This window comes from Alteromonas sp. G4i13, from assembly GCF_054960505.1.
The window spans coordinates 21,423-42,369 of the sequence record NZ_JBHNYX010000024.1 but is presented as its reverse complement, the minus strand read 5'-3'; the positions used below and the strand labels follow the sequence as shown (position 1 = coordinate 42,369).

Below are 20,947 nucleotides of genomic sequence, written 5' to 3'. Positions count from 1 at the left end.
GACTTCGAAATTCGTACATCAAATTTCGACAACCCTTGACGCAAAAGTTTAAAAATTTAACCGCAATTGTGGGTACGTTACCGTTCGCTTTTACGTTACAATGCGGGCATTACGTCTGAAATAAAAAGAAGTTTCATACTATGTTTGAGAATTTATCAGAACGCTTAGGCCAGACATTACGAAATGTCAGTGGTAAAGGGCGTCTTACTGAAGACAATATTAAAGAAACGCTACGCGAAGTGCGTATGGCGCTACTTGAAGCCGACGTTGCGCTACCCGTAGTAAAAGCGTTTGTTGCACAGGTAAAAGAGCGTGCAGTTGGTACCGAAGTAACCAAAAGCCTCAAGCCTGGCCAAGTATTTATTAAAATCGTTCAGTCTGAACTAGAGTCGGTGATGGGGGAGGCGAACGAAAAGCTTAACCTCGCAACTCAACCTCCGGCTGTTGTGCTTATGGCGGGCTTACAAGGTGCGGGTAAAACTACGTCTGTAGGTAAACTTGCGAAATACCTAACTGAGCGCGAGAAAAAGAAAGTGATGGTAGTGAGTGCCGACGTTTATCGTCCGGCCGCTATCAAGCAGCTTGAAACCCTTGCCGGTGAAGTGAATGTAGCTTTTCACCCGTCAACGATTTTACAAAAGCCCATTGATATCGTTAACGATGCCATTGTTGAAGCGAAGAAGAATTTCTTCGATGTACTACTAGTGGATACAGCAGGTCGTTTGCATGTCGACAGTGACATGATGGACGAAATTAAAGAGCTTCACGCTGCTGTTAAGCCAATTGAAACTCTGTTCGTGGTTGATGCCATGACCGGTCAGGATGCTGCGAATACGGCAAAGGCGTTTAACGACGCGCTACCGCTTACCGGTGTAATACTGACCAAAGCAGATGGTGATGCACGAGGTGGTGCTGCACTGTCGGTTCGTCACATCACGGGTAAACCTATCAAGTTTATCGGTATGGGCGAAAAGGTTGATGCACTTGAGCCTTTCCACCCTGAGCGTATTGCGTCTCGTATCTTGGGCATGGGCGACGTACTTAGCCTTATCGAAGAGGTTGAGCGTAAAGTCGATAAGTCGAAAGCGGAAAAGCTGGCCAAGAAGGTACAGAAAGGAAAAGGCTTCGACCTGCAAGACTTTAAAGATCAGCTTGAGCAAATGAAGAACATGGGCGGCATGATGGGAATGCTTGATAAGCTTCCTGGCATGGGCGGTATGTCTGACAAAATTAAAGATCAGGCAAACGACAAGCAGTTCAACCAAATGGAAGCCATCATTAATTCAATGACCCCGGCTGAACGCGCACGTCCAGATATGATTAAAGGGTCGCGTAAGCGCCGTATTGCGGCAGGCTCAGGTACGCAAATTCAAGACGTAAACCGTTTGCTTAAACAGTTTACGCAAATGCAGAAAATGATGAAAAAGATGTCTGGCGGCGGCATGAAGAAGATGATGCGCCAGATGAAAGGCATGATGCCTCCGGGTGGCGGTTTTGGAGGCCCTGGTGGTCCAGGCGGCCCGGGTGGATTCGGCGGTCCTGGCGGGTTTGGCGGAGGCGGTGGCTTCCCACCACGTTAAAAGACTATCGCATTACTTAACAATGCTTAAAAACCTCAATCGCAGCAATGCATTGAGGTTTTTTTATTTTTTTTGCATCCAGTTTCACTCATCAATCGTTTGGCTTGTTGAACAGGACGTGAGCAGTACTTATCGCATCGCGTTTAAGTGACGTCTCTTCACGAATCAACAAGTACGGAGATGAAGATGGAATTTAATAAAACATCACAGTAAAAATTAAAACTGTCACTGTTGGCGACGGCAATGGTTCTCGCGCTAAGTGCCTGCGACGGTGACGACGGAACAAATGGTGTCGATGGGACTGATGGCGCGCCTGGCCAAGATGGTGCACCCGGTCAGGATGGAACCCCAGGCTTTGCGTCAGCGACTTTCTTGGTCGCAAACAATGGCGATGACAACCGCAATACTGTTACCTCGATTGACCAAAACGCGAACGTCTTATCCACGGTAACCACAGGAGCCAATGAGGGGATTGTATTCACGCAAAGCGGAAGCTTGGTACAAGCTGGCGACAGTGATTTACCGTTATTAAGAACGCTTTGTAATTTTGAAGCTCAAGCCGACTACATGATGAGTACTGGGCATGAGATAACGGGCGCAACTACGGGCCTTGTTAATCCGAAAGGTATTGCCTTTGCTGAAAATGCAGGTTTAGTTATGGTGGCTGACTTTAACGGTCAAAAGGTTAGCGTATTCGGTGGCCAAGCAGCAGGCAATGTTGCACCGATTGCAGAAATAATGACCTCAGCAAAACCATGGGATGTGGCCTATGACGAACAAAGCGATAGATTGTTTGTTGCACTGACCGATGGGACACTCGCGGTTTACGATAATGTCGCTGGTTCTGATTTTGCGCCCACAGTTATGCGTTCAGTGGTGCCTTCAGATGCAGACGGAAATCAAATATCGATTAATCTGCACGGTATCGCTTACGAGCCTATGTCTAATCGTATGGTATTGTCAGACGTTGGCGATGCTGCAATTGCTGATGATGGTCAAATTTTTGTTTTAGAAAATGCCTCTACGGCTGATGGGGCTGCTGTACCAAGCAGAGTGATTGGCGGCGCATCTACCCAGCTTGGTAATCCAGTAGACATTGTTTTAACCGGTTCTGATCTTCGCGTGGCGGAAAAATCCAATGACGCCATTTTGGTGTTCTCAAACATATTCAACGGTGCTAGTGGCGACGTTGCACCAACGCTATCAACGCCTTCAGTAAAACCAGAGTCGTTGGCCGAGTTAACTCAGCTGAACGAGATGAAAGACGCATCGGACGATGGCATAACTACCATGCCTATTATGGGCCTTTCGGTATCAAGTAACCCTGCAAGCGAAGGTGCAACCACGGGGCAAGTAGCGCAATACAGCGCTGTACTTTCCAGTGAGCTAAGCACTTTTGACGCTGGTATGAGCATTGAGAGTGCCGCTTTCACGGCTAGCGGTGATGGCGTCATTACCTTCGATGATGTTGAAACCTCAACGGGTGGTTTACTCGTGATTAATCGCCTCAAAACCATGCGAGACGGTATGATGTATAGCGATAGTTTCGACCACATGATTGCGGGTAGCGATACAGGCTTGATTGCACCTAAAGGGTTAGACATTGCCTCAGAAGCAGGTGTGGTATTTGTGGCAGATGTTAACGAAGCTACTCCTGCCGTTCGCGTATTCTCGCCTTGTGCGTCAGGCAATGTTGCGCCTCTATTAACACTTGAAGCGGCCAACGGGGCGCGCCCTTGGGATGTGGATTACGACCCATCAACTGATAGCGCGTATCTGGCGTTAACTAACGGTTCGGTTGCCGTGTTTGAAGAAGTGATGCGCAAAATGGAAAGCGGTGAAACCGTAATTACGGGTGAAGATAGGCTGATTGTCCCTGCAAGTGGTGGGACAGCATTTGCCGCGCCAACCAACATCCATGGCATAGACTATGATAGCCAAAGCGATAGTTTGGTCATTTCTGATGTAGGCAGCGCAGCGGATGCTACTGACGGTAAATTGTACGTGATTCCTGGCGCAGGCAGTGCCGATGGCATAACGGATGTATCCGTCAATATTGCAGGACCGAACTCAATGTTGGGTAATCCGGTAGACTTGATGCTCAGCAATGGTCATGTATATGTTGCTGAAAAATCAAATGGCATGATCCTGCGCTTTGACAATATTCTAAATGCAGCCTCGGGTGATATTACGCCCAGCTTTAGCATGATGTATCCCGCACCAGAGTCGGTAAATGTATTGTCAGTGAAGTAAAACAGCTGATAGACAGCTTTATAGAAACCGTTCATTTCATCGCTGTTCTATGAAAGCTCAATGCTTTCGCTAAAGCGGCACGTACCTAATCAGTACGTGCCGCTTTATATTTATTTGGCGTTATTGGGATATTCAAAAGCTTTGCCAACTAACTTTTAAACAATAGCATGCTTTATAACCAACAAATCACCGCGCATCTGTGCAAATTCGTGAATTCATAATACACTGACGGGCTACATCGTGCGCATGTGCTCGCTTTCTTTCAGGTATGCAACTTTTACCCTATCAAAGCAGGTACAGTTTTGTGCTGTGTGAGCGTTCACGCGGCAGAGTTATTGATACAGGAACACTATGGCAGGCTTAAAACGTATTATTCTTATCGACACGCATTTACCAGGCGTGGTCGAGCTAAAGCTTGATGGACACACCAATATTTGTGGTACCAATGCGTCGGGTAAAACCACGCTTCAACGACTTATTCCCGTGTTTTACGGTGAATATCCTAGCCGCGTGGTACCGGCAACCCGTGACAGCTTTGAACGCTGGTATTTGCCTCGTTTATCTAGCTTTATTATTTATGAATACACGCGTGCCGAAGGTGACCTGTGCCAAGCAGTGTTAAGCTCAAATGGAACTGGCGTTAATTATCGTTTAATTGGCAAGCCATTTGAAATCAGTGATTATTTGATAGAGCAAAAGAACGGCAAACACGCCAGTGTAAGCAGCGCCGAGCTTGCACGTGCCATGAAGCGTAACAACATATTGGTTACGAGCTTACTTAATACGAAAGACTTCCGTGCAATCATTCAAAACGATCACGGTGTGCTAAACCAGAGTAACAATGCCCGTGAGCTATTAGGTTACGCCAAAATCTTTAGTCTTTGCGAACCGTCGAAACACATGCGCCACATTGAGAAGTTGGCTAAAGCGGTTCACTCTAAAGAAGGCAAGATGGAAACTATCAAGGCCATGATTGCCGCCATTTTAGAAGAGGATGGTGTTACGCCACCTACTTCAGGCCTAAGCCGCCACCGCGTCGATGACTGGATTAAAGAATGTCACTTAATTAAACAGTTCGACAAAATTCGCCCTGAATTTTCTAAACTCGAACAAGCTGACATGGCGCTAACCACAACAGAGCAAGTGCTTGCTAACCTTAAGCATAGCTTCGAGCTTGATAAGACCTACTTGGCTGCGCGCGTTGAAACAACAAAGAATGAACTGGATGAGAATAGCTTCCAGCGCAAACAAACGGACAGCGAGTGGGGTGATACCCGTGATCACCTAAACCAGGTAATTTCATCTGCTCGCGCTGATGTTGAGAAGTTCACCAGTGAACTTGATACGGTAGAGCGTGAATTCGATAAATGGCAAGACGAAAATATTGAGCAGCTTAAAGAAGACGTGGCAAATCTAGCGCAGTGGCAAAATGAAAAGGCCATGGCCGATAGTCGCTATGTACTGCTTACTGAAAAACACCAAGATATTGAGTCGGCCTACAACAAGCGCTTGGCTGAGCTAGGTGAAAAGCTGTCAATTACCCTGGAAGAAATGTCAGCCGCACGCCAAGAAGCCGCAGAAAATAAAGCTGAGCAGCAGCAGAGCGAGCGTGAAGCATTAAGTCGCATTCAGAGCGACTACAATAGTCAGCTAAGCGCGCTTCAGAACGATTACCAAAATAGTTTGAATGAGCTAAAAGTTGCTGAAGCTGAACTAAAAGCTTCACTAAGTAACGCAGGCTACAACGAGTTTGAACAATCCCAGCTAGATATTCTTGATGCGGCCATTAAAGAAGCATCTATCAATGAAGATGCAGCGCGCGGTGAGCTGCGACAAGCGCAGCAGGCGCACAGTAAATCAGTTGAGTTTCGCAAAGAATGTTCAAATGCGTTAGATAAAGCGCGCAACGCCTTTCAACAAGAAGAAAAAGCGGTTAACAAAATTAATGCACTTCTTTACCCTGGAGAAGGCTCGCTACTTGAGTTCTTGCGCGCCAATGTCGATGACTGGGAGTTATCCTTAGGTAAAGTTGTTCGCCCTGAGCTACTAGAGCGCACTGATTTAGCGCCTGCTATGGCAAAGGATGCACAAGGCGACAGCCATACCTTTATGGGCGTTAAGTTAGCACTTACTGAACTTGATACCCCAGACTATGCCTTTACCGAGCAAGCGCTTAAGCAGCAACTGCAAGAAGCTGAAATTCGTCAAGCCGCTGCCCTTGCTGCGCAAAACGAATGCGAACAGCGCTTGGCGAAAGCGAACGAAGATGTGCGCAACGCCGAGCTTGTGGTTACCCAAAAAGACAACGCCGTTAAAAGTGCCGAAGCCAGCCGTAAACGTGCACAGCAAGACCGCGATACGGTACTTAGCGAATATCAGCAGGCGCTTTCTGCACGTAAGCAAAAAGCCAAAACTAAGCTTGAAGCGAATCAGCAGTCGCAAAAGCAAGCGAAGGCGCAGTTTGAGCTTAGTCGTGACGAAATCAAAGATCAGCAGCGCGAAGCGGAAACCGAACACAAATTCCATTGGCAGCAGCTTATTGCTGACAGTGAAGCACGTATATCTCAGCTTGATAGCGACATGCGTAAGGCGAAAGACAATGCCGCCCAAGACCGCAAAGATATGCAGGATTGGCTAGAAAGCGAATTGAGCAATCGCGGTGTGGATGTTGATGAAATAGGTCAGCTTAAAAAGCAAATCAATAAGCTTAAAGAAGACATTACGCGCACTGAAACCCACCGTCATAAAGTAGCCGACTACGAGCGTTGGTACACTAACGTGTTTACCAAGCAAAAAGTGGTATGGCAGGAAGGCTTGTCTAAGTCGCGTAAGTTATTGGGCGAATCTGAGCGTAATTTAGCCAGCAAGCAAGCAACCTATAAAGCTAACCGCGAACAGCTTCAAGAGCAGCACGGGCAGCTTGAAACTACGCTTAAAACTGCCAGTGAGCACCTAGAACAGGTTAAAACCTTAAGTAAATCTCTTGCCAAGCTTACGCTTCAGGCAGGTGATGAAACGGCTGAAATTAAGCACGACGATGTAAGTATTGGTCAGCGTATTTCAGAAGTGCAAAGCCAGCTTCAAGAGCGCGAAAACTTACTAAGCGATATTCGCGCCTATGTAGAAAGATTCGACCAGCTTATTGCTGCGCAAGCGGGTACAGGGCTATCTGATACGTGGGAGCGCGCCCGTGAAGAGTGTGCAACGCTAAACGCCCACGGCGTGAAGAGCTTTGATCACCGCCGAATGGTGTCGCATTTAGCACAGCTTCTAAACGTGATTGTTCCGCAGAAGCTACAGGGCTTGCGTGAGCAAGGCCGTATCTTTGGTGCCGATCTTTCGCAATACTACTTTGTACTTGCCGATATCGACAAACGCATTGTGTCGCAAAGCCGCCGTATTACCCAAGAGGTCGACGGCGACCTTTCTCTTGATGGTGTATCAGACTCGGCTGTTAAAATTCGCTCACGTATTAGTGAACTTGAATTCTGGCCCGAACTTGAGCAATTCAGAAAGCTCTATGAGCACTGGATGGAAGAGGGGGCTAACGAGTTACCAGAGGAAGAGTACGGTCAAAGTATGCGCCGGGTTCTTGATATTCTTGGCCGTGCAGCGCTTACGGGCGGCATTAGCAAGCTACTTGATATCGAGCTACACCTTCGTGAGGGTAAAAGTGACCTTGTCATTCGTACTGATCGCCAGCTTAACGAGTCATCAAGCCACGGTATGGCCTACCTTATTCTGTGTAAATTCTTACTCGCTTTCACCCGTCTGCTGCGCGGCGATGCCGACGCCACAGTGCATTGGCCGATCGATGAACTAGGTACACTTCACCAAAACAACGTGAAGAAAATCTTTGAAGCGTGTCAAAACAATAACATTAGTGTAGTCGGCGCATTCCCTAACCCAGAGTCAGAAGTATTGACGTTGTTTGAAAACCGCTACTTGATAGATAAGGTAACCCGCCAACTGCAGGTGGTTCAGCCAAAAGCAAGTTCTATAGGGGCGCGCATTAAACAGAAAAAAGAAGCAGAAAAGAACGGTGAAGTAGCAGGTGAGGAGGCATCAGCATGATGACAGAACAAGGCCGTGTACTAAGTGCACTTCTACAAGGCGCGTTTATTTGTCAGGTGACCGATGAAGAAGCATGGCGTTTTCTTAAATCAAGAGACAACGCTGCGCAGTTAGAACCTCATTTAGCGTTATTAAATCGTACATTATCGACCACCGCTGAGGGTGACGTATTCTTTGCCAGCTTCCTCACTATTTGTGAGAACGAGCGCAAAGTGCTTACACAGCAGTTCCAAGATACAGCATCTAACCTAGTGCCTCTGGTAGAGTGGTTGCTGCTAGTTCAGCAAGCCAATGAATCTGATATGCCCATTACCATGGGTAGCGCGATTCGATTAAACGAGCTGCAAACTACCATTGAAGACACCCCCGCCTATGCTGAGCAGTTAGAGAAAATATCGCGCTATCGCATGTTTGGTTCTACCAGTGTGAATTTGGATGGTCAGCTAAAGCAGGTGTTTAAACGCTTAACCGAAATGGGTTATCTGATTAAGCCAAACCCAGATAAACAGATTTATCTGGGCACTGGCAAAATTGAACACCTTTACGAAATGCTACGTTTCATTGATGAAACTGAAGCGCTGAGTTTATCTGAGCAGGCGGAGGCCGCTATTTCGCAAGGTAGCTTGATATGAGCCAGGTGTTAATTCAGGCAGGGACTAAACTATTAAACGCATTGGGTCGTCACAGCGACCTTATCATGCAGGCGTACATTAATGGTTCGGTAAAAGAGCGCGATCACAGCCCTAAGGTGTTGGAACAGCTTGTTCAACTAGGCGTATTATGGCGTCCGGAAGCGCAAAGCGAACTGCGTTTGAAAAGCGCGGTGAGAACCCTTTTAGAGGGGAGCTTACAAGACGAACGCAACCGAACTATCAACGCTAATATTGGTGCGTCGCTGGCAAGCCTTAAAACCCTAACCGAGCACTATAAAGAAGCCCTTCATTACAACAAGTACAATGAAGCGGCAGCCCACATGGGCGATTTAACCGAGCATGTCTATCAACTTTCAGAATCATTGAGTAATAGCGTACGTGTCATGTTTGGCCGTATTAACAATGAGTTTGGCTACGTGTCTTCGGTTGAAGCTAAAATTCGCGAAAATGAGCTAGCGCAAGGACAGGTAACCGACTTACTTGCCCAGCTTGAGTGTTTCCGCTTCGATGAATTAAGTGAACTGGCTGGTTCTAACCGTGAACTTCGTCACTTGCTGGTGGTGTCGCTACAGCAGCGCTTTGCCAAAGCCGCACAGGAGCTGTCAGTAGTACAAGCACGCTTATTAGACTTGTTGGGTCGGTTCAGAGAGTTCCAAGGTCGAACACGCTTGCTTAAAGGCTTCTTGCTACACATGGAGCAGCAGCCTGATTTTGCGCCAGGCAACTACGCTAACCTGACTAACGTACCTGTGTTGTTTAACCAATCGGACGCGATTATTGCTAACGCTGCCCCAGACGTGAACAACGTTGAGCATGAAGCCGATTACCAAAATATAGTGGCGTCGTTAACCCACGTACACAAACGTCAGACTAAGCACGAAGACACGAAACCAGTCGATATTGATGTGACTGAGCAATCGACCTTGTCACTTGAAAAAGATCCATTGCAGCAAGCGGTAGAAGCGTATTTCTGTGAAGTCATCGATTCTGGTCAGCCTAAAACGGCGCTGGATTACTTTGAAGAACAGGCTTTAGACTTTGACCCTGAAGTGTGGATTTATCAGGTGATCGGGGGGTATCAAGCCTTAAACGATGAAGATAAGCAGTTTTTTGCATTAGAATCCCATGGTAATAACGATAAAGTCTATACGGGCAATTTCTACATTAACGATATCACGTTGGGCTTGCGTTAACGTCATTTCTTAATCTTACCCATCGCCTATCAAGGTAAAGTCTGGCCCACGTTTATCAAGGGTGTGCCAGGCTTTCATACAACGTCAACGGTTCAAATTTAAACGTAAGTTAACAATGTTGATTAACTTCGTTCTTTTCTTTTTCACGCCAATTTTTGCGATGTGTGACACTTGGAACCTGTCAAAAAACACCTATAATGCAATAGGTGTTTACACTTATTTAACATTGTGAACTAAAAGCTTCATCGCGGCGTAACACTATCGTCAATTCAGCGGTCTACATTATTAGCCCTGTTAAACCTTGGAACCAAGTTAAAGGTTTATAGGTCCTATCGTAGTTCAACAACGACGCGTTATTGATGCTTTGGGTGTTAAATAGCTCGGTGTAGACACAAAAAAATTATCGCTACTGCTAGGACGCAGAGCATGTTGCGGTACTGCCGCGTACAGTACGAAGAGGAAGAGTGTTATGCAATTATCAGAAGAACAAAGTTTTAACCAAGCCCTTATCAAGCTTTCAGTATTACTTTATCAAGTCGACGGAATGGTCACACTGTCGGAACAAGACTACCTGAATGCAATGGTTGAGTCTTTAGACTGGCAAAGCCCAATCTGTCGCGAAGCATTTCTAAACGACACGATATACCAAACGCGAAAGGCCATTGACACCGGTGATGCCATTACGTTTTTACGCAGTTTGAAGCACGACCTATCGTTTGATGCCGAGAAAACGTTAGAGGTTGCAATGGCTATTACGGGCGTTGATGGCGAGCGAAGCGAGGAAGAAACCGAACTTCTATCATTACTTACCCATAAATTACTCGCCAAAGCTTTAGTTTCGGGTAAAGATACACTGCAATAATCGCTTTTTATTGCCACAGACCTAAACGTTAACAATGCCAAATTTTACCGTTAAAGCAGCACACGCATGTGCTGCTTCTCTCGCGCTGTTCTTATTGAGCGGCTGCCATTCGTCGCACAGTTCTCAGTTCAGCGCCAGTGCACAGGCCTTCCCGGTTGGTGTGCAGCCTTTCGATAATTACCTAAATGAAGTTGAACGTTACTTGCTTGAACATAGGGCATTTATTTCTGACGACAAAGCACAAGAAATGTCCATGAATATGCCATTTGAATGCGGCACACAATACCGCAATATTGGCGTCTTGTTAGTTCATGGATTGGGCGATTCACCTTACTTTTTTCGTGATGTTGCCAACGCCATGTGTAATGAGGGGATTCACGTAAGAACCATCTTGTTGCCGGGACACGGCTCAAAACCCGGAGACATGCTAAATGTTAGCTATCAGCAGTGGCAGACAGAAACTAATCATCACATACGACTATTTTCCGAAGAAGTAGACAACCTCTACATTGGTGGCTTTTCGACGGGCGCTAACTTGACCACAATAGCAAGTTTTTCGATGGCTGAAGAGCTTGATATAAAAGGGCTAATGCATTTTTCACCAGCCTTTAAATCACGCTTCTTTGTGTCCCGTTTAGCGCCTTATATTGACTCATTATTTCCCTGGCCTAATGTTGAAGAAGAAGATAACCCAAGCCGCTATAACTCCACTGCAATGCCAGGGTTCGCTGCCTATCAAGAAAGCGTAAATGTGCTTCAAGATTTATTCTCTAAATCGGAAAAAGAAAAGCGTGCGTTGAATTTACCTGTGCTTATGGTGGTGGCAGAAAAAGACAGTGTGGTTGACACAAAAAAAGTATCTGAACAGTTTAGAGATAATTTTACTCATCCACACAAGTGTTTATTGTGGCAGGGTGAGGGTGAACCCGATGTACCTGAAAATACACTCGTCATGCAAACCATGAAGGTTCCGGAGCAGCGAATTAGCGCAGCCTCCCATATGAGTACACTTTTTTCAGATAAGAACCCGCTATATGGTACTTCGAGTGACTTTCGCATATGTGATAACGGTCAAGGTAGTGACGCTGAAGCGCGCTGCAAAGCGGGCGAAGAAGTGTGGTATGGGCCGTGGGGATTTGAGCCCGATAACGCTGATGAAGAGTTAGCAACTAATAAGAAAGATAAAGTGTATGCAAGGCTAACCTACAACCCTTACTTTGATAGAATGGTCGATCAACTACTCGCCTTTACTGGTAAAGCCAAAGTCAAAGCGTTCTGTAGAACCTACTAGGGCAGTAGGTTCTTAATCCATTTGAAAGCTCTAGCATCAGCCGTTTTTTAATAAAAAAACGCCCAAGCCTTAACGCGGGTAGTAACACTTGTTGTTACAACACACGTAGCTTGGGCGTCTCTCTTAATTCTCAAAGCAAACCTAGCGCACAGTCGCCGTTTAGGTGCCGCTTAAATAGGCATAGCGCCTACTTAAGCGGGTAAATCCTAGGAATGCTGTGCGTTGGCTTCTTCCATTTCCTTCTCAAGCTTAGCGCTTTCGTCTGCACGTGGCTTGGTAAATCGGGCAAGTGCAAGATACAAAACCGGTGTCAGGTAAAGGGTAAATACTACGGCAATACCCAATCCACCAAATACGACCCAGCCAATAGCATTACGAGCTTCTGCGCCAGCGCCTGTGGACAGAATGAGCGGCAGGCCACCTAGTATTGTTGAAACCAGCGTCATCATAATAGGGCGTAATCGCACTCTACCAGCCTCGACAATAGCATCGTAAATATCATAGCCTTTATCGCGAAGCTGGTCGGCAAATTCAATCAAAAGAATCGCGTTTTTGGCGAGAAGACCTATCAACATTACCAAGCCAATTTGCGAGTAAATATTAATGCTGGTGCCGGTTAAAAACAGGGCATAGACCGCGGCTGCAATACCAAAAGGAACGGTAAGCATAACCACAACCGCACTGTTCACACTTTCAAATTGTGCAGCCAATACAAGCAGTACAATAATAAAAGCCAACACATAGGTAAGCGCTACTTGCTTAGACGTTTCTTCATAAGTTTGTGCTTCGCCAAGAAACACAAGTCCGATACCGTTCGGTAATGATTCTGCTGCTAGATTGCGAATATTTTCCACTACATTACTAAGCGCTACGTCTTCGGGCAATTCCATTTCCAGCTTAATTGCGCGGCGCTGTGCCTGACGCTCTAATTCAGCGGCAACACCTTCTTCACTGATGAAAGCTACGCTAGAAAGAGGCACCAAGTTTCCGTCGGTACTTTTCACATACAAGCTAGTAAGCTCAGATGGATCTAATGTACTGCGATTATTAGTTTGCAGCATGATAGGGATAGATTGGTCGCCCACATTCAAATCTGCGATATCATCGCCGTTCACTGCGGCGCGCAGGGTACTTGCTATATCGGTAAGCGGCACGCCCAGTTCTTCAGCACGGCGTCTGTCAATATTTACTCTCATCTGAGGTTGAGTAGGGTCGTAGCTTATTCTCGGTCTACCTAGTTCAGGTAGTGCATCTTCAATCTGACGAGAGAACGCTTGTGAAGCTTCGAAAATGTTTTCATAAGTGTCGCCAGTTAATGCTATTTCAAGCCCGCCGCTTTGACCGCGAAGGTTCAAACTATTGCCGCCGAAGGCACTACCTGGCGCACCAGGAATTTGCTGAAGCTTAGGGCGTATTTCATTTACTACTTCTTGCAGAGATTTGTCTCGGTCATCCCAATGCTTCAAAGGCGCTGTGATAAAGACGATGTTGGGATCCCACGAACCGACTACCGTGTAAATGGAATCTATGGTGCCGTTATCCACATAGGGAAGCAGCAGTTCTTCCATCTTTTCAGCTTGTCTGTCCATAAAGTTTAGGCCAGCACCGTCTGGACCTCGTGCAAAAATACGAATTGTGCCTCTGTCTTCGCTTGGCAGTAATTCATTATCGATATTTTGCGATAAAATATAAGCGCCACCGCCTGCTGCTAAGCTTAACACACCAACTACCCAGCCATATTTGAGCGCTTTTAATAATGACGCCTGATACAGGCGCAAACAAGCGTTGCCAAAACGGCCAAAGGTCTTGCTAAACAAACCGCTTTCTTTCGCTTCTTTCACCTTAAGTCGGGCGGTAAGTGCAGGAACCAAGGAAAGGGCAACGAAAGATGAGATTATAACAGCGCCAGCTAATACGCCTCCAAACTCCCTGAATAAAAGCCCTGCAGTAGAAGGAAGGAATGCGATGGGAATAAATACTGAGGCGAGTACTGCGGTTGTTGCTACTACTGCGAAGAATACTTCTCGTGTGCCCACCACGGCTGCCGCACGGGCACCTAGACCCATACTTCTGCGACGCTGTATATTTTCAGAAACCACAATAGCGTCGTCTACTATCATGCCTGTTGCCAATACAAGAGCGAGGAGGGTAAGAATATTAATGGAAAAGCCCATGCCCCAAATAATAGCCAGTGCACCCGCTAGCGAAACGGGTATCGAAAGGGCTGGGACGATGGTGGCACGCCATGAACCAATAAACACTAAGAGGGTGACCACCACTAACGCCACGGTCAGGCTGAGAGAGACGACCACTTCTTTAACCGAGTCGCGGATAAACTCTGCATCATCGGACGTTACTACGATATGCATATCAGTAAAACGCTTGTCGAGGTCTGCGACCATGGCCAGCACTTCATCTGAAATCTCAATAGTATTAGAGCTTGCTTGACGTATTACGCCAACGCCTATGACTGGCGTTCCATCCAAACGAACTACGCTGGTGGTGTCGGCAGGGCCGAAGTACACACTGGCAACATCATTAATTCGAATGTCACCGCTTACAACAATGTTACCCACATCTTCTGCCGATACCGAAGTTGCATCAGCTCGCACGATTAACGCTTGTTCGGCAGATTGAATACTGCCAGCGGGTACATCAAAAGGCGCAAGCGATAGTGCATTAGCAATGTCACTCATCGATAGGCCAAAACTGGTTAATCGTAGAGGATCCACAGAAACGCGCAGCACACGCTCTCTTTCTCCATCTAACATAACGTCGGCAACGCCAGGAATGCTTAAAAACAATGGTGCTACATCGGTGTCAACACGTTCGGTGAGCGTCTCCATGTCCAAGGTATCACTTGAAATAGCAAGGCTTACAACTGCCTGAGCGTCGCTGTCGGCCCGAATGATCGATACTTGTTCGACATCTTCCGGAAGCTGTCGCTGAATTCGACTGACCGACTCACGTACTTCGTTAGCCGCGTCTTCCAAGTTAACGCCGGGGCGAAACTCAACCCGAACACGGGCAGAGTTTTCTTCACTTTGCGCATAGATGTCTTTGACGCCACTTACACGCGCAACCGCACCTTCAAGGCGACCAGTTACTTCGGCATCTACTGTTTCAGGAGATGCGCCGGGAAATTCCGCTGTAACGGTTACCTGAGGTGTATCTACATCGGGCAGCTCGCGCACTTCAAGACCGCTCAATGCAGCAAACCCAGCGATAGCAATAAGTAGGTTTAGTACAACAATAAGAACCGGGCGTCGAATAGATAGCGATGGTAAGTCGCTAACTGAAGAAGATAGGTTAGGATCACTCACCTTGAGGCCCTCCGGCCAGTTCGGTGGTAATTTCTTGTCCGGTACGTAAGCGCTGTACGCCTTCGGAAATTAGCGTGTCACCCTCTTTAATGTCACCCGAAACAAGAATAGTTCCTCTAAGACGCTGATGAACACTCACGTCAACACGTTTAGCCTTACCGTCTTCGGCAAGCCATATGTAAGCGCCAGTAGCTCCCCACAAAAGTGCGGCTTCTGGAATGGCAGCAAAGCGATCGCCTTCAATGCTTAAATTAACCCGAAAGCTCATGCCAGGACGGAACTGATCGGAAGAGTTATCCAGTAGGGCTCTTGCGCGAAGGGTTCTGTCAGTTTCGCTAATACGTGAATCGACCTGTGCTATTTCAGCTTTCACTACTTTCTCTTTATCACTCCAAGGCTCCAGCGTTACATTTGGCGCGTTGAGTAACACAGGCAATGCAGCTTCAGGCGCTTTGAAGTTAATAAAGAGTTTGCTTCTGTCATCCAGTGTAGTGATCACAGTCTGCTCGTTAATGCGATCGCCTACTTCAACGTCAGTTATGCCCACAACACCGTCAAAAGGCGCAACGATGTGTCTATCTTGTAAATCGGCTTGAGCTTCTTCCAATGCAACTTCTGCAAGATCACGTTGAGTGCGAGCTAAATCTAATTCGCTAACCGGTACTGCGCCTTGTTTGTAGCTTGAAGCTAATCGTTCTACAGTGCGCTGTGCATCTTCCAAAGTGAGTTTTGCGCGTTTTAACGCTGTTTGCTGTCGTCTGTCGTCAAGGCGAACAAGTACTTTGCCTTTTTCCACCGCTTGGCCGGGTACAAAGTTAATTTCTGTAACTTCGTCGGAAACGGCAGGGTATAACACGATTGAACGAACGGCTTCTGCACTGCCTACTGCTTCCACTTTGCGCGTTTCGTTCATAAATTCAATGGGCTTGGTTACAACAAGTTTAGCCTGTCTGTCCCCCATAAATTGTGCATTTGCAGTTGGCACCATCATCAAAAAAAGAGCGCAAAGACCTGTCCATGTCTTCATTGCACCATAGAATGAATTTTTCATTTTAAACCCGTAGCGTTATTGGAACCTGTGCAGAAAAAGCTGCTGGCCCTTTATTTTTGTATTACCAAAACGTATGTTTTGTAGTCGATTGGTCGACCTCGTTGTTTGTACCGTATAGCACCACAGGCGGTTCAGCTAAGCAATTGCAGTTCGGCGTATTCCCTGTACAGGGTATCGCTTTTCATTAACGATGCATGGTCGCCGCTTCCTACGACCTGACCTTTATCCATAACTAATATGCGATCGGCGTGCTGCACCGTCGCAAGTCGGTGAGCAATCACGATGCTGGTTTTACCTACCATTAATCTATCTATCGCTTGTTGAACCATACGCTCACTCATCGCATCAAGCGCACTTGTTGCTTCATCGAGGAGTAAAATTGGGCGGTCGGCCAAAATAGCGCGAGCAATAGCAATACGTTGTTTTTGACCGCCAGAAAGTTTTACGCCTCGTTCGCCTAACTGTGTGTTGTAGCGCTCATCTAGGTTATCGATAAATTCGTGGGCAAATGCCTGCTTCGCTGCATTTATCACGGCGTCGTCACTTGCATGTGGGCTGCCGTAGCGAATATTTTCCAACACGGTATCAGCAAAGACGACGGGCTCTTGGGTAACTATCGCAATATGTTGGCGCAGAACGTCTACAGGCATTTTGTTGATAGGCGCACCATTGAACAGTATTTGTCCGGCACTTGGGTCGTAGAAGCGCATTAATAATTGAAATAGCGTTGTTTTGCCTGCGCCACTTGCTCCTACCAGAGCAAGACGTTCTCCTGCTTGAATGTTAATGTTTAAATTATCAAACAAAGGTTTGCTGTTGGGGTAAGCAAAGCTGACATTTTCCAATTCTATTTTTGGTGCCGCTTTGGAGATTATCGGTTTAGCGCTTGCTCCTTTTAATGCTGAGTACGTTGAAGAAGCAGAGGCTTCAGCTGTGTCACCATTCAAAGATCGAATAGAAGGCTCAGTGGTAAATAGCTCGTACAAACGCTCACTTGCACCAACACCTCGCTGTACTTCACCAATGACTTCGCTGATTGTGGCCACACTGCCGCCAGCCATTACGGCATAGAAAAGGAAAGCGGAGAGTTCACCTACGGTCATAGTGCCGTCTAATACTTGTCTTGCCCCCACCCAAGCAATAAAGATGATGGCCGTCATACTGATACACATGATGCAGCCAATAAGTAGTGAGCGATAGTGAATACGCTTTTTAGCTACGTCCATGGCAAGCTCTACCTTTTTAGAGAAATGCATTCGTTCGGCATTTTCAGCGGTATAGGCCTGTACGGTCATAATTTCATGGAGACTTTCATCAATGCGTGCACCCAAGTCTGCCACTTTGTCCTGGCTTTCTTTGGCATAACGGCGCACTTGAGGCGCCAGTACCTTGATAGGAACCAGCACAGCGGGTACTGCAACAATTACACAGAAGGTAAGAAGGGGACTAGAAAACGTCATAAGTGTCAATGCACCAACGAAAGTCACGACCGAGCGAAGGGTCATCGACAAACTCATTCCCACTACAGTCTGGATAATTGTAGTGTCGCTGGTAAATCGAGAAATGACCTCGCCAGTTCTAAGTTCTGCAAAAAATGAAGGCGGAAGAGACAGCAAGTGCGCATATACCTGGTTTCTGATATCAGCACTAACCCGCTCGCCAAGCCAAGTCATTAAGTAAAAGCGCGCATATGTCGCTAAACAGGCCACGATAGTAATGGCTAGCACCAATACTGTGGCTTTGTTTAACGTATCCGCTGCGTTTTCTATGAAGCCGCTGTCGATAGCGTACTTAATGCCTTGCCCAAGTAAAAGCCATGCAACTGCGGCCGTGAAAAGTGCTATAACTGCACCTACAACGCGCGCTTTGTAGCGAAGTAAATGTGAGCCAATCCACTGTAAGACTTGTTTGGTTGATACACTAGCGAGTGGTGTTGTCAAAATTACCTCTTCATGCGCATAACTAATTCATAGCGTTGATTTCGCTACGCTTATTAAAATTCATTATTTGGATTATACGGCAAAGCATGTACATTGGACGTAGGCAATGCGATTACAGCGGCAGTATTTACGCTGGGATGAAAGTTAACGTCGCAGAAGCAAAGCAAAATAGTTAAAACGGGAAAATAACGATGAGTGAAACACGTACTTTGTATTATGTTCATGATCCAATGTGCAGTTGGTGTTGGGCATTCGTTCCTACTTGGGAGCAAATACAGCGTGAGTTACCCAACGACATTGAGGTTGTCTACTTGCTTGGCGGGCTCGCACCGGATAGTGATTTACCTATGCCGGAACAAATGAAACTTACTATTGCAGGCTATTGGCAAACTATTCAAGATCGTGTGCCTGGAACACAATTCAACTATGATTTTTGGACAAAGTGTCAGCCTCGTCGTTCGACCTATCCTTCGTGTCGAGCAGTTCTTGCAGCAAAAGCGCAGGCTAGAGATAGCGATGAAGCAAAAGCATTAGAGAAGGCAATGATCAAAGCAATTCAAGAAGGGTATTACCTGAATGCAAGAAACCCTTCGGATTTTGATACCTTGATAGCATTTGCTAAAGAAATAGGGCTTGATGCCGAGCAATTCGAATTGGATCTCAATAGTGAAAGCACAGAAAAGAAGTTAAATAATGAAATCACTATGTCACGCAGCATCGGCGCCCAAGGCTTTCCCAGTTTAATACTCAAATCAAACAAATTTGCCGGGGTAGAAGAGACAAAATCACAAGAGCTTAAAAAGCCACAATGGCAAAACGTTCCCTACGACTATAACGACGCAAGTGTAACCCTGCTTCGTCTTTAAATTTCACGAGATTACCTTTCCCCAATACGAAGACAACAAAAACGCTGCCGTTAATTGTTTGTTTGTTGAGCCTTGCTAGTTGTGGTGCTCCTTTCGACGATGATTAAAGTGCTGCTATCGACAATGATTAAAGTAATGTCACCGAGCACGCGCTAATTATAAGTTAAGCAAGACTTTTACTTGCATTGAGTGGCGATATCCGTATAATTCGGCGGCCTTCTAATTGGCGTCTAATTTTTAGTCGTAGTTTGAAGGCTTAAGTTAACGGTAACGCTACAACGAGTTTGAGGCATTTATGGTTACTATTCGTTTACAGCGTGGTGGCGCGAAAAAGCGTCCATTTTATCAACTAGTGGTGGCTGATAGCCGTCGTGCAAGAAACGGTCGTTTCATTGAAAACATCGGTTTCTTCAACCCAACTGCACAAGGTCAAGCGGAACGTCTTCGCGTAGATCTAGAACGTGTTGAATACTGGGTTGGTGTAGGCGCGAGCTTATCAGATCGCGTTTCTAGCTTGGTAAAAGAAGCGAAAAAATCTGCAGCGTAAGCTGTTATTAACTGGTGGTATAGATGAGTCTAGCGTCTGACAAAGTGATTGTTGGCAAAATTGGTGCACCGTACGGTGTTAAAGGTTGGGTCAAAATCAACAGCTATACAGAAACGCCAGAAGGTATTTTTGATTACGCGCCATGGTTTCTTGGCGATGAAAAAGAATACCAAATTGACCAGTGGCGACCGCACGGTAAAAGCCTCGTTGCAAAAATTGTGGGCGTTGATAGTCGAGATGATGCTGAGCGCATCAAAAACTTGGATATCAACATAAATGCTTCACAGCTGCCTGATTTAGGCGACGAAGGGGTTTATTGGCGTGAGCTCACCGGCATGAAAGTAGTAACAACGCAAGGTTACGACTTGGGTGTGGTGAAAGAAGTGTTTAATACAGGTGCTAACGACGTGATTCACGTTAAAGCGAATGTAGGCGATGCTTTTGGTCAAAAAGAAAGACTATTACCTTTTGTGTTCGACGAAGTCGTACAAGAGGTGGATAAGGAAGCGAAGGTCATTAAAGTTGACTGGGACCCGGGGTTTTAAGTGACACCGGAAAAGTGGTTCGGCGTTGTTAGCCTGTTTCCAGATATGTTTGCCCCTTTTACCCAACAGGGTGTTATAGGTCGAGCAGTTAAGTCTGGAACGTTATCGGTTGACACCTTCAACCCCCGTGACTTTACACATGATCGCCATCGTACAGTAGACGATCGCCCCTACGGAGGCGGACCCGGTATGCTGATGATGGTAAAACCGCTAACCGACGCAATACAAGCTGCCAAGAAAGTTGGTGGCGAAAAAAGTAAGGTGATCTACTTATCACCACAAGGGAAACCCCTTGACCAAGCAGGCGTACAGCGCCTTGCTAACATTGACCGCACAATTTTAATTTGCGGCCGATATGAAGGCATCGACGAGCGAGTAATCGAAAGCCATGTAGATGAAGAAGTCTCTATTGGTGATTACGTGCTAAGCGGCGGTGAACTGCCAGCAATGGTTCTTATGGACGCGGTTGCTCGATTAGTTCCTGGCGTGTTGGGGCATAAAGCCTCAGCAGTTGAAGATTCTTTCACTGACGGTCTTTTGGATTGTCCGCACTATACGCGGCCCGAAATACTCGATGGTCAAAAGGTACCTGATGTGTTGTTAAGTGGGGACCATGAAAAAATTAGGCAGTGGCGATTGATGCAATCATTAGGTAGAACCTGGCAGCGTCGCCCTGAATTGTTAAATCACCTAGCTCTGACTGAGGAGCAGCAGCGTTTGCTTGAATTATTCCAAGCGCAACTGCAGCAAGATGACAGTTAACTAGGAC

The 20,947-nt window shown here is 46.5% G+C and carries 14 protein-coding genes; 11 read left to right on the top strand and 3 right to left on the bottom strand.

What is annotated here, in order from left to right; all coding sequences use genetic code 11:
• Positions 1-140 precede the first annotated feature (140 nt).
• The 7 genes from ffh to ACFI6J_RS12985 all read left to right on the top strand — a co-directional run bounded on the left by ffh (position 141) and on the right by ACFI6J_RS12985 (position 11,906).
• The gene (ffh, locus tag ACFI6J_RS13015; RefSeq protein WP_171337574.1) at positions 141-1,580 is read left to right on the top strand and encodes a signal recognition particle protein; all 1,440 of its coding nucleotides are present in this window, start codon (positions 141-143) and stop codon (positions 1,578-1,580) included.
• A 243-nt stretch (positions 1,581-1,823) separates the two neighbouring features.
• Positions 1,824-3,833, top strand: coding sequence for a hypothetical protein (locus tag ACFI6J_RS13010; protein ID WP_462586203.1), 2,010 nt, complete (start codon positions 1,824-1,826; stop codon positions 3,831-3,833).
• A gap of 351 nt (positions 3,834-4,184) precedes the next feature.
• On the top strand, positions 4,185-7,907 hold the full coding sequence (locus tag ACFI6J_RS13005) for an ATP-binding protein (RefSeq protein ID WP_269349270.1): 3,723 nt from the start codon (positions 4,185-4,187) through the stop codon (positions 7,905-7,907).
• Positions 7,904-8,539, top strand: coding sequence for a condensin complex protein MksE (locus ACFI6J_RS13000; protein ID WP_462586202.1), 636 nt, complete (start codon positions 7,904-7,906; stop codon positions 8,537-8,539). The genes ACFI6J_RS13005 and ACFI6J_RS13000 overlap by 4 nt, the downstream gene beginning before the upstream one ends.
• Positions 8,536-9,753 (top strand): phosphoenolpyruvate carboxylase, encoded by a 1,218-nt coding sequence (locus tag ACFI6J_RS12995; protein ID WP_110287768.1) that lies wholly within the window; start codon positions 8,536-8,538, stop codon positions 9,751-9,753. The genes ACFI6J_RS13000 and ACFI6J_RS12995 overlap by 4 nt, the downstream gene beginning before the upstream one ends.
• Before the next feature lie 469 nt (positions 9,754-10,222).
• Positions 10,223-10,615, top strand: a complete 393-nt coding sequence (locus tag ACFI6J_RS12990; protein ID WP_156078094.1) for a TerB family tellurite resistance protein — start codon at positions 10,223-10,225, stop codon at positions 10,613-10,615.
• A 34-nt stretch (positions 10,616-10,649) separates the two neighbouring features.
• Positions 10,650-11,906 (top strand): alpha/beta hydrolase, encoded by a 1,257-nt coding sequence (locus ACFI6J_RS12985; protein WP_462586201.1) that lies wholly within the window; start codon positions 10,650-10,652, stop codon positions 11,904-11,906.
• 206 nt (positions 11,907-12,112) lie between these two features.
• Here ACFI6J_RS12985 and ACFI6J_RS12980 read toward each other — a convergent pair whose 3' ends face one another.
• From ACFI6J_RS12980 to ACFI6J_RS12970, 3 genes are all read right to left on the bottom strand, one after another.
• The gene (locus ACFI6J_RS12980; protein ID WP_462586200.1) at positions 12,113-15,229 is read right to left on the bottom strand and encodes an efflux RND transporter permease subunit; all 3,117 of its coding nucleotides are present in this window, start codon (positions 15,227-15,229) and stop codon (positions 12,113-12,115) included.
• The gene (locus tag ACFI6J_RS12975; protein ID WP_462586199.1) at positions 15,222-16,280 is read right to left on the bottom strand and encodes an efflux RND transporter periplasmic adaptor subunit; all 1,059 of its coding nucleotides are present in this window, start codon (positions 16,278-16,280) and stop codon (positions 15,222-15,224) included. Before ACFI6J_RS12975 ends, ACFI6J_RS12980 begins: the two co-directional genes overlap by 8 nt.
• 131 nt (positions 16,281-16,411) lie before the next feature.
• Complete coding sequence (locus ACFI6J_RS12970) at positions 16,412-18,220, bottom strand: ABC transporter transmembrane domain-containing protein (RefSeq protein ID WP_239301469.1); 1,809 nt, start codon at positions 18,218-18,220, stop codon at positions 16,412-16,414.
• 191 nt (positions 18,221-18,411) lie between these two features.
• Here ACFI6J_RS12970 and ACFI6J_RS12965 point away from each other — a divergent pair, with 191 nt between their 5' ends.
• The 4 genes from ACFI6J_RS12965 (at position 18,412) to trmD (ending at position 20,940) form a co-directional block, all read left to right on the top strand.
• The gene (locus ACFI6J_RS12965; protein WP_069943969.1) at positions 18,412-19,086 is read left to right on the top strand and encodes a DsbA family protein; all 675 of its coding nucleotides are present in this window, start codon (positions 18,412-18,414) and stop codon (positions 19,084-19,086) included.
• A 295-nt stretch (positions 19,087-19,381) separates the two neighbouring features.
• A complete protein-coding gene (gene rpsP, locus ACFI6J_RS12960; protein ID WP_014948832.1) occupies positions 19,382-19,633 on the top strand; it encodes a 30S ribosomal protein S16 in 252 nt (83 codons plus the stop codon).
• 23 nt (positions 19,634-19,656) lie between these two features.
• The gene (gene rimM / locus ACFI6J_RS12955) at positions 19,657-20,178 is read left to right on the top strand and encodes a ribosome maturation factor RimM (protein ID WP_014948833.1); all 522 of its coding nucleotides are present in this window, start codon (positions 19,657-19,659) and stop codon (positions 20,176-20,178) included.
• Positions 20,179-20,940, top strand: coding sequence for a tRNA (guanosine(37)-N1)-methyltransferase TrmD (gene trmD, locus ACFI6J_RS12950; protein WP_014948834.1), 762 nt, complete (start codon positions 20,179-20,181; stop codon positions 20,938-20,940).
• Positions 20,941-20,947: the final 7 nt, after the last annotated feature.

Coding starts and splice junctions, on each gene's coding strand:
- ffh (WP_171337574.1), top strand. CDS start 141: ATGTTTGAGAATTTATCAGAACGCTTAGGCCAGACATTACGAAATGTC.
- ACFI6J_RS12995 (WP_110287768.1), top strand. CDS start 8,536: ATGAGCCAGGTGTTAATTCAGGCAGGGACTAAACTATTAAACGCATTG.
- ACFI6J_RS12965 (WP_069943969.1), top strand. CDS start 18,412: ATGAGTGAAACACGTACTTTGTATTATGTTCATGATCCAATGTGCAGT.
- rimM (WP_014948833.1), top strand. CDS start 19,657: ATGAGTCTAGCGTCTGACAAAGTGATTGTTGGCAAAATTGGTGCACCG.
- ACFI6J_RS12990 (WP_156078094.1), top strand. CDS start 10,223: ATGCAATTATCAGAAGAACAAAGTTTTAACCAAGCCCTTATCAAGCTT.
- ACFI6J_RS13005 (WP_269349270.1), top strand. CDS start 4,185: ATGGCAGGCTTAAAACGTATTATTCTTATCGACACGCATTTACCAGGC.
- ACFI6J_RS13010 (WP_462586203.1), top strand. CDS start 1,824: ATGGTTCTCGCGCTAAGTGCCTGCGACGGTGACGACGGAACAAATGGT.
- ACFI6J_RS12975 (WP_462586199.1), bottom strand. CDS start 16,280: ATGAAAAATTCATTCTATGGTGCAATGAAGACATGGACAGGTCTTTGC.
- ACFI6J_RS13000 (WP_462586202.1), top strand. CDS start 7,904: ATGATGACAGAACAAGGCCGTGTACTAAGTGCACTTCTACAAGGCGCG.
- ACFI6J_RS12985 (WP_462586201.1), top strand. CDS start 10,650: ATGCCAAATTTTACCGTTAAAGCAGCACACGCATGTGCTGCTTCTCTC.
- rpsP (WP_014948832.1), top strand. CDS start 19,382: ATGGTTACTATTCGTTTACAGCGTGGTGGCGCGAAAAAGCGTCCATTT.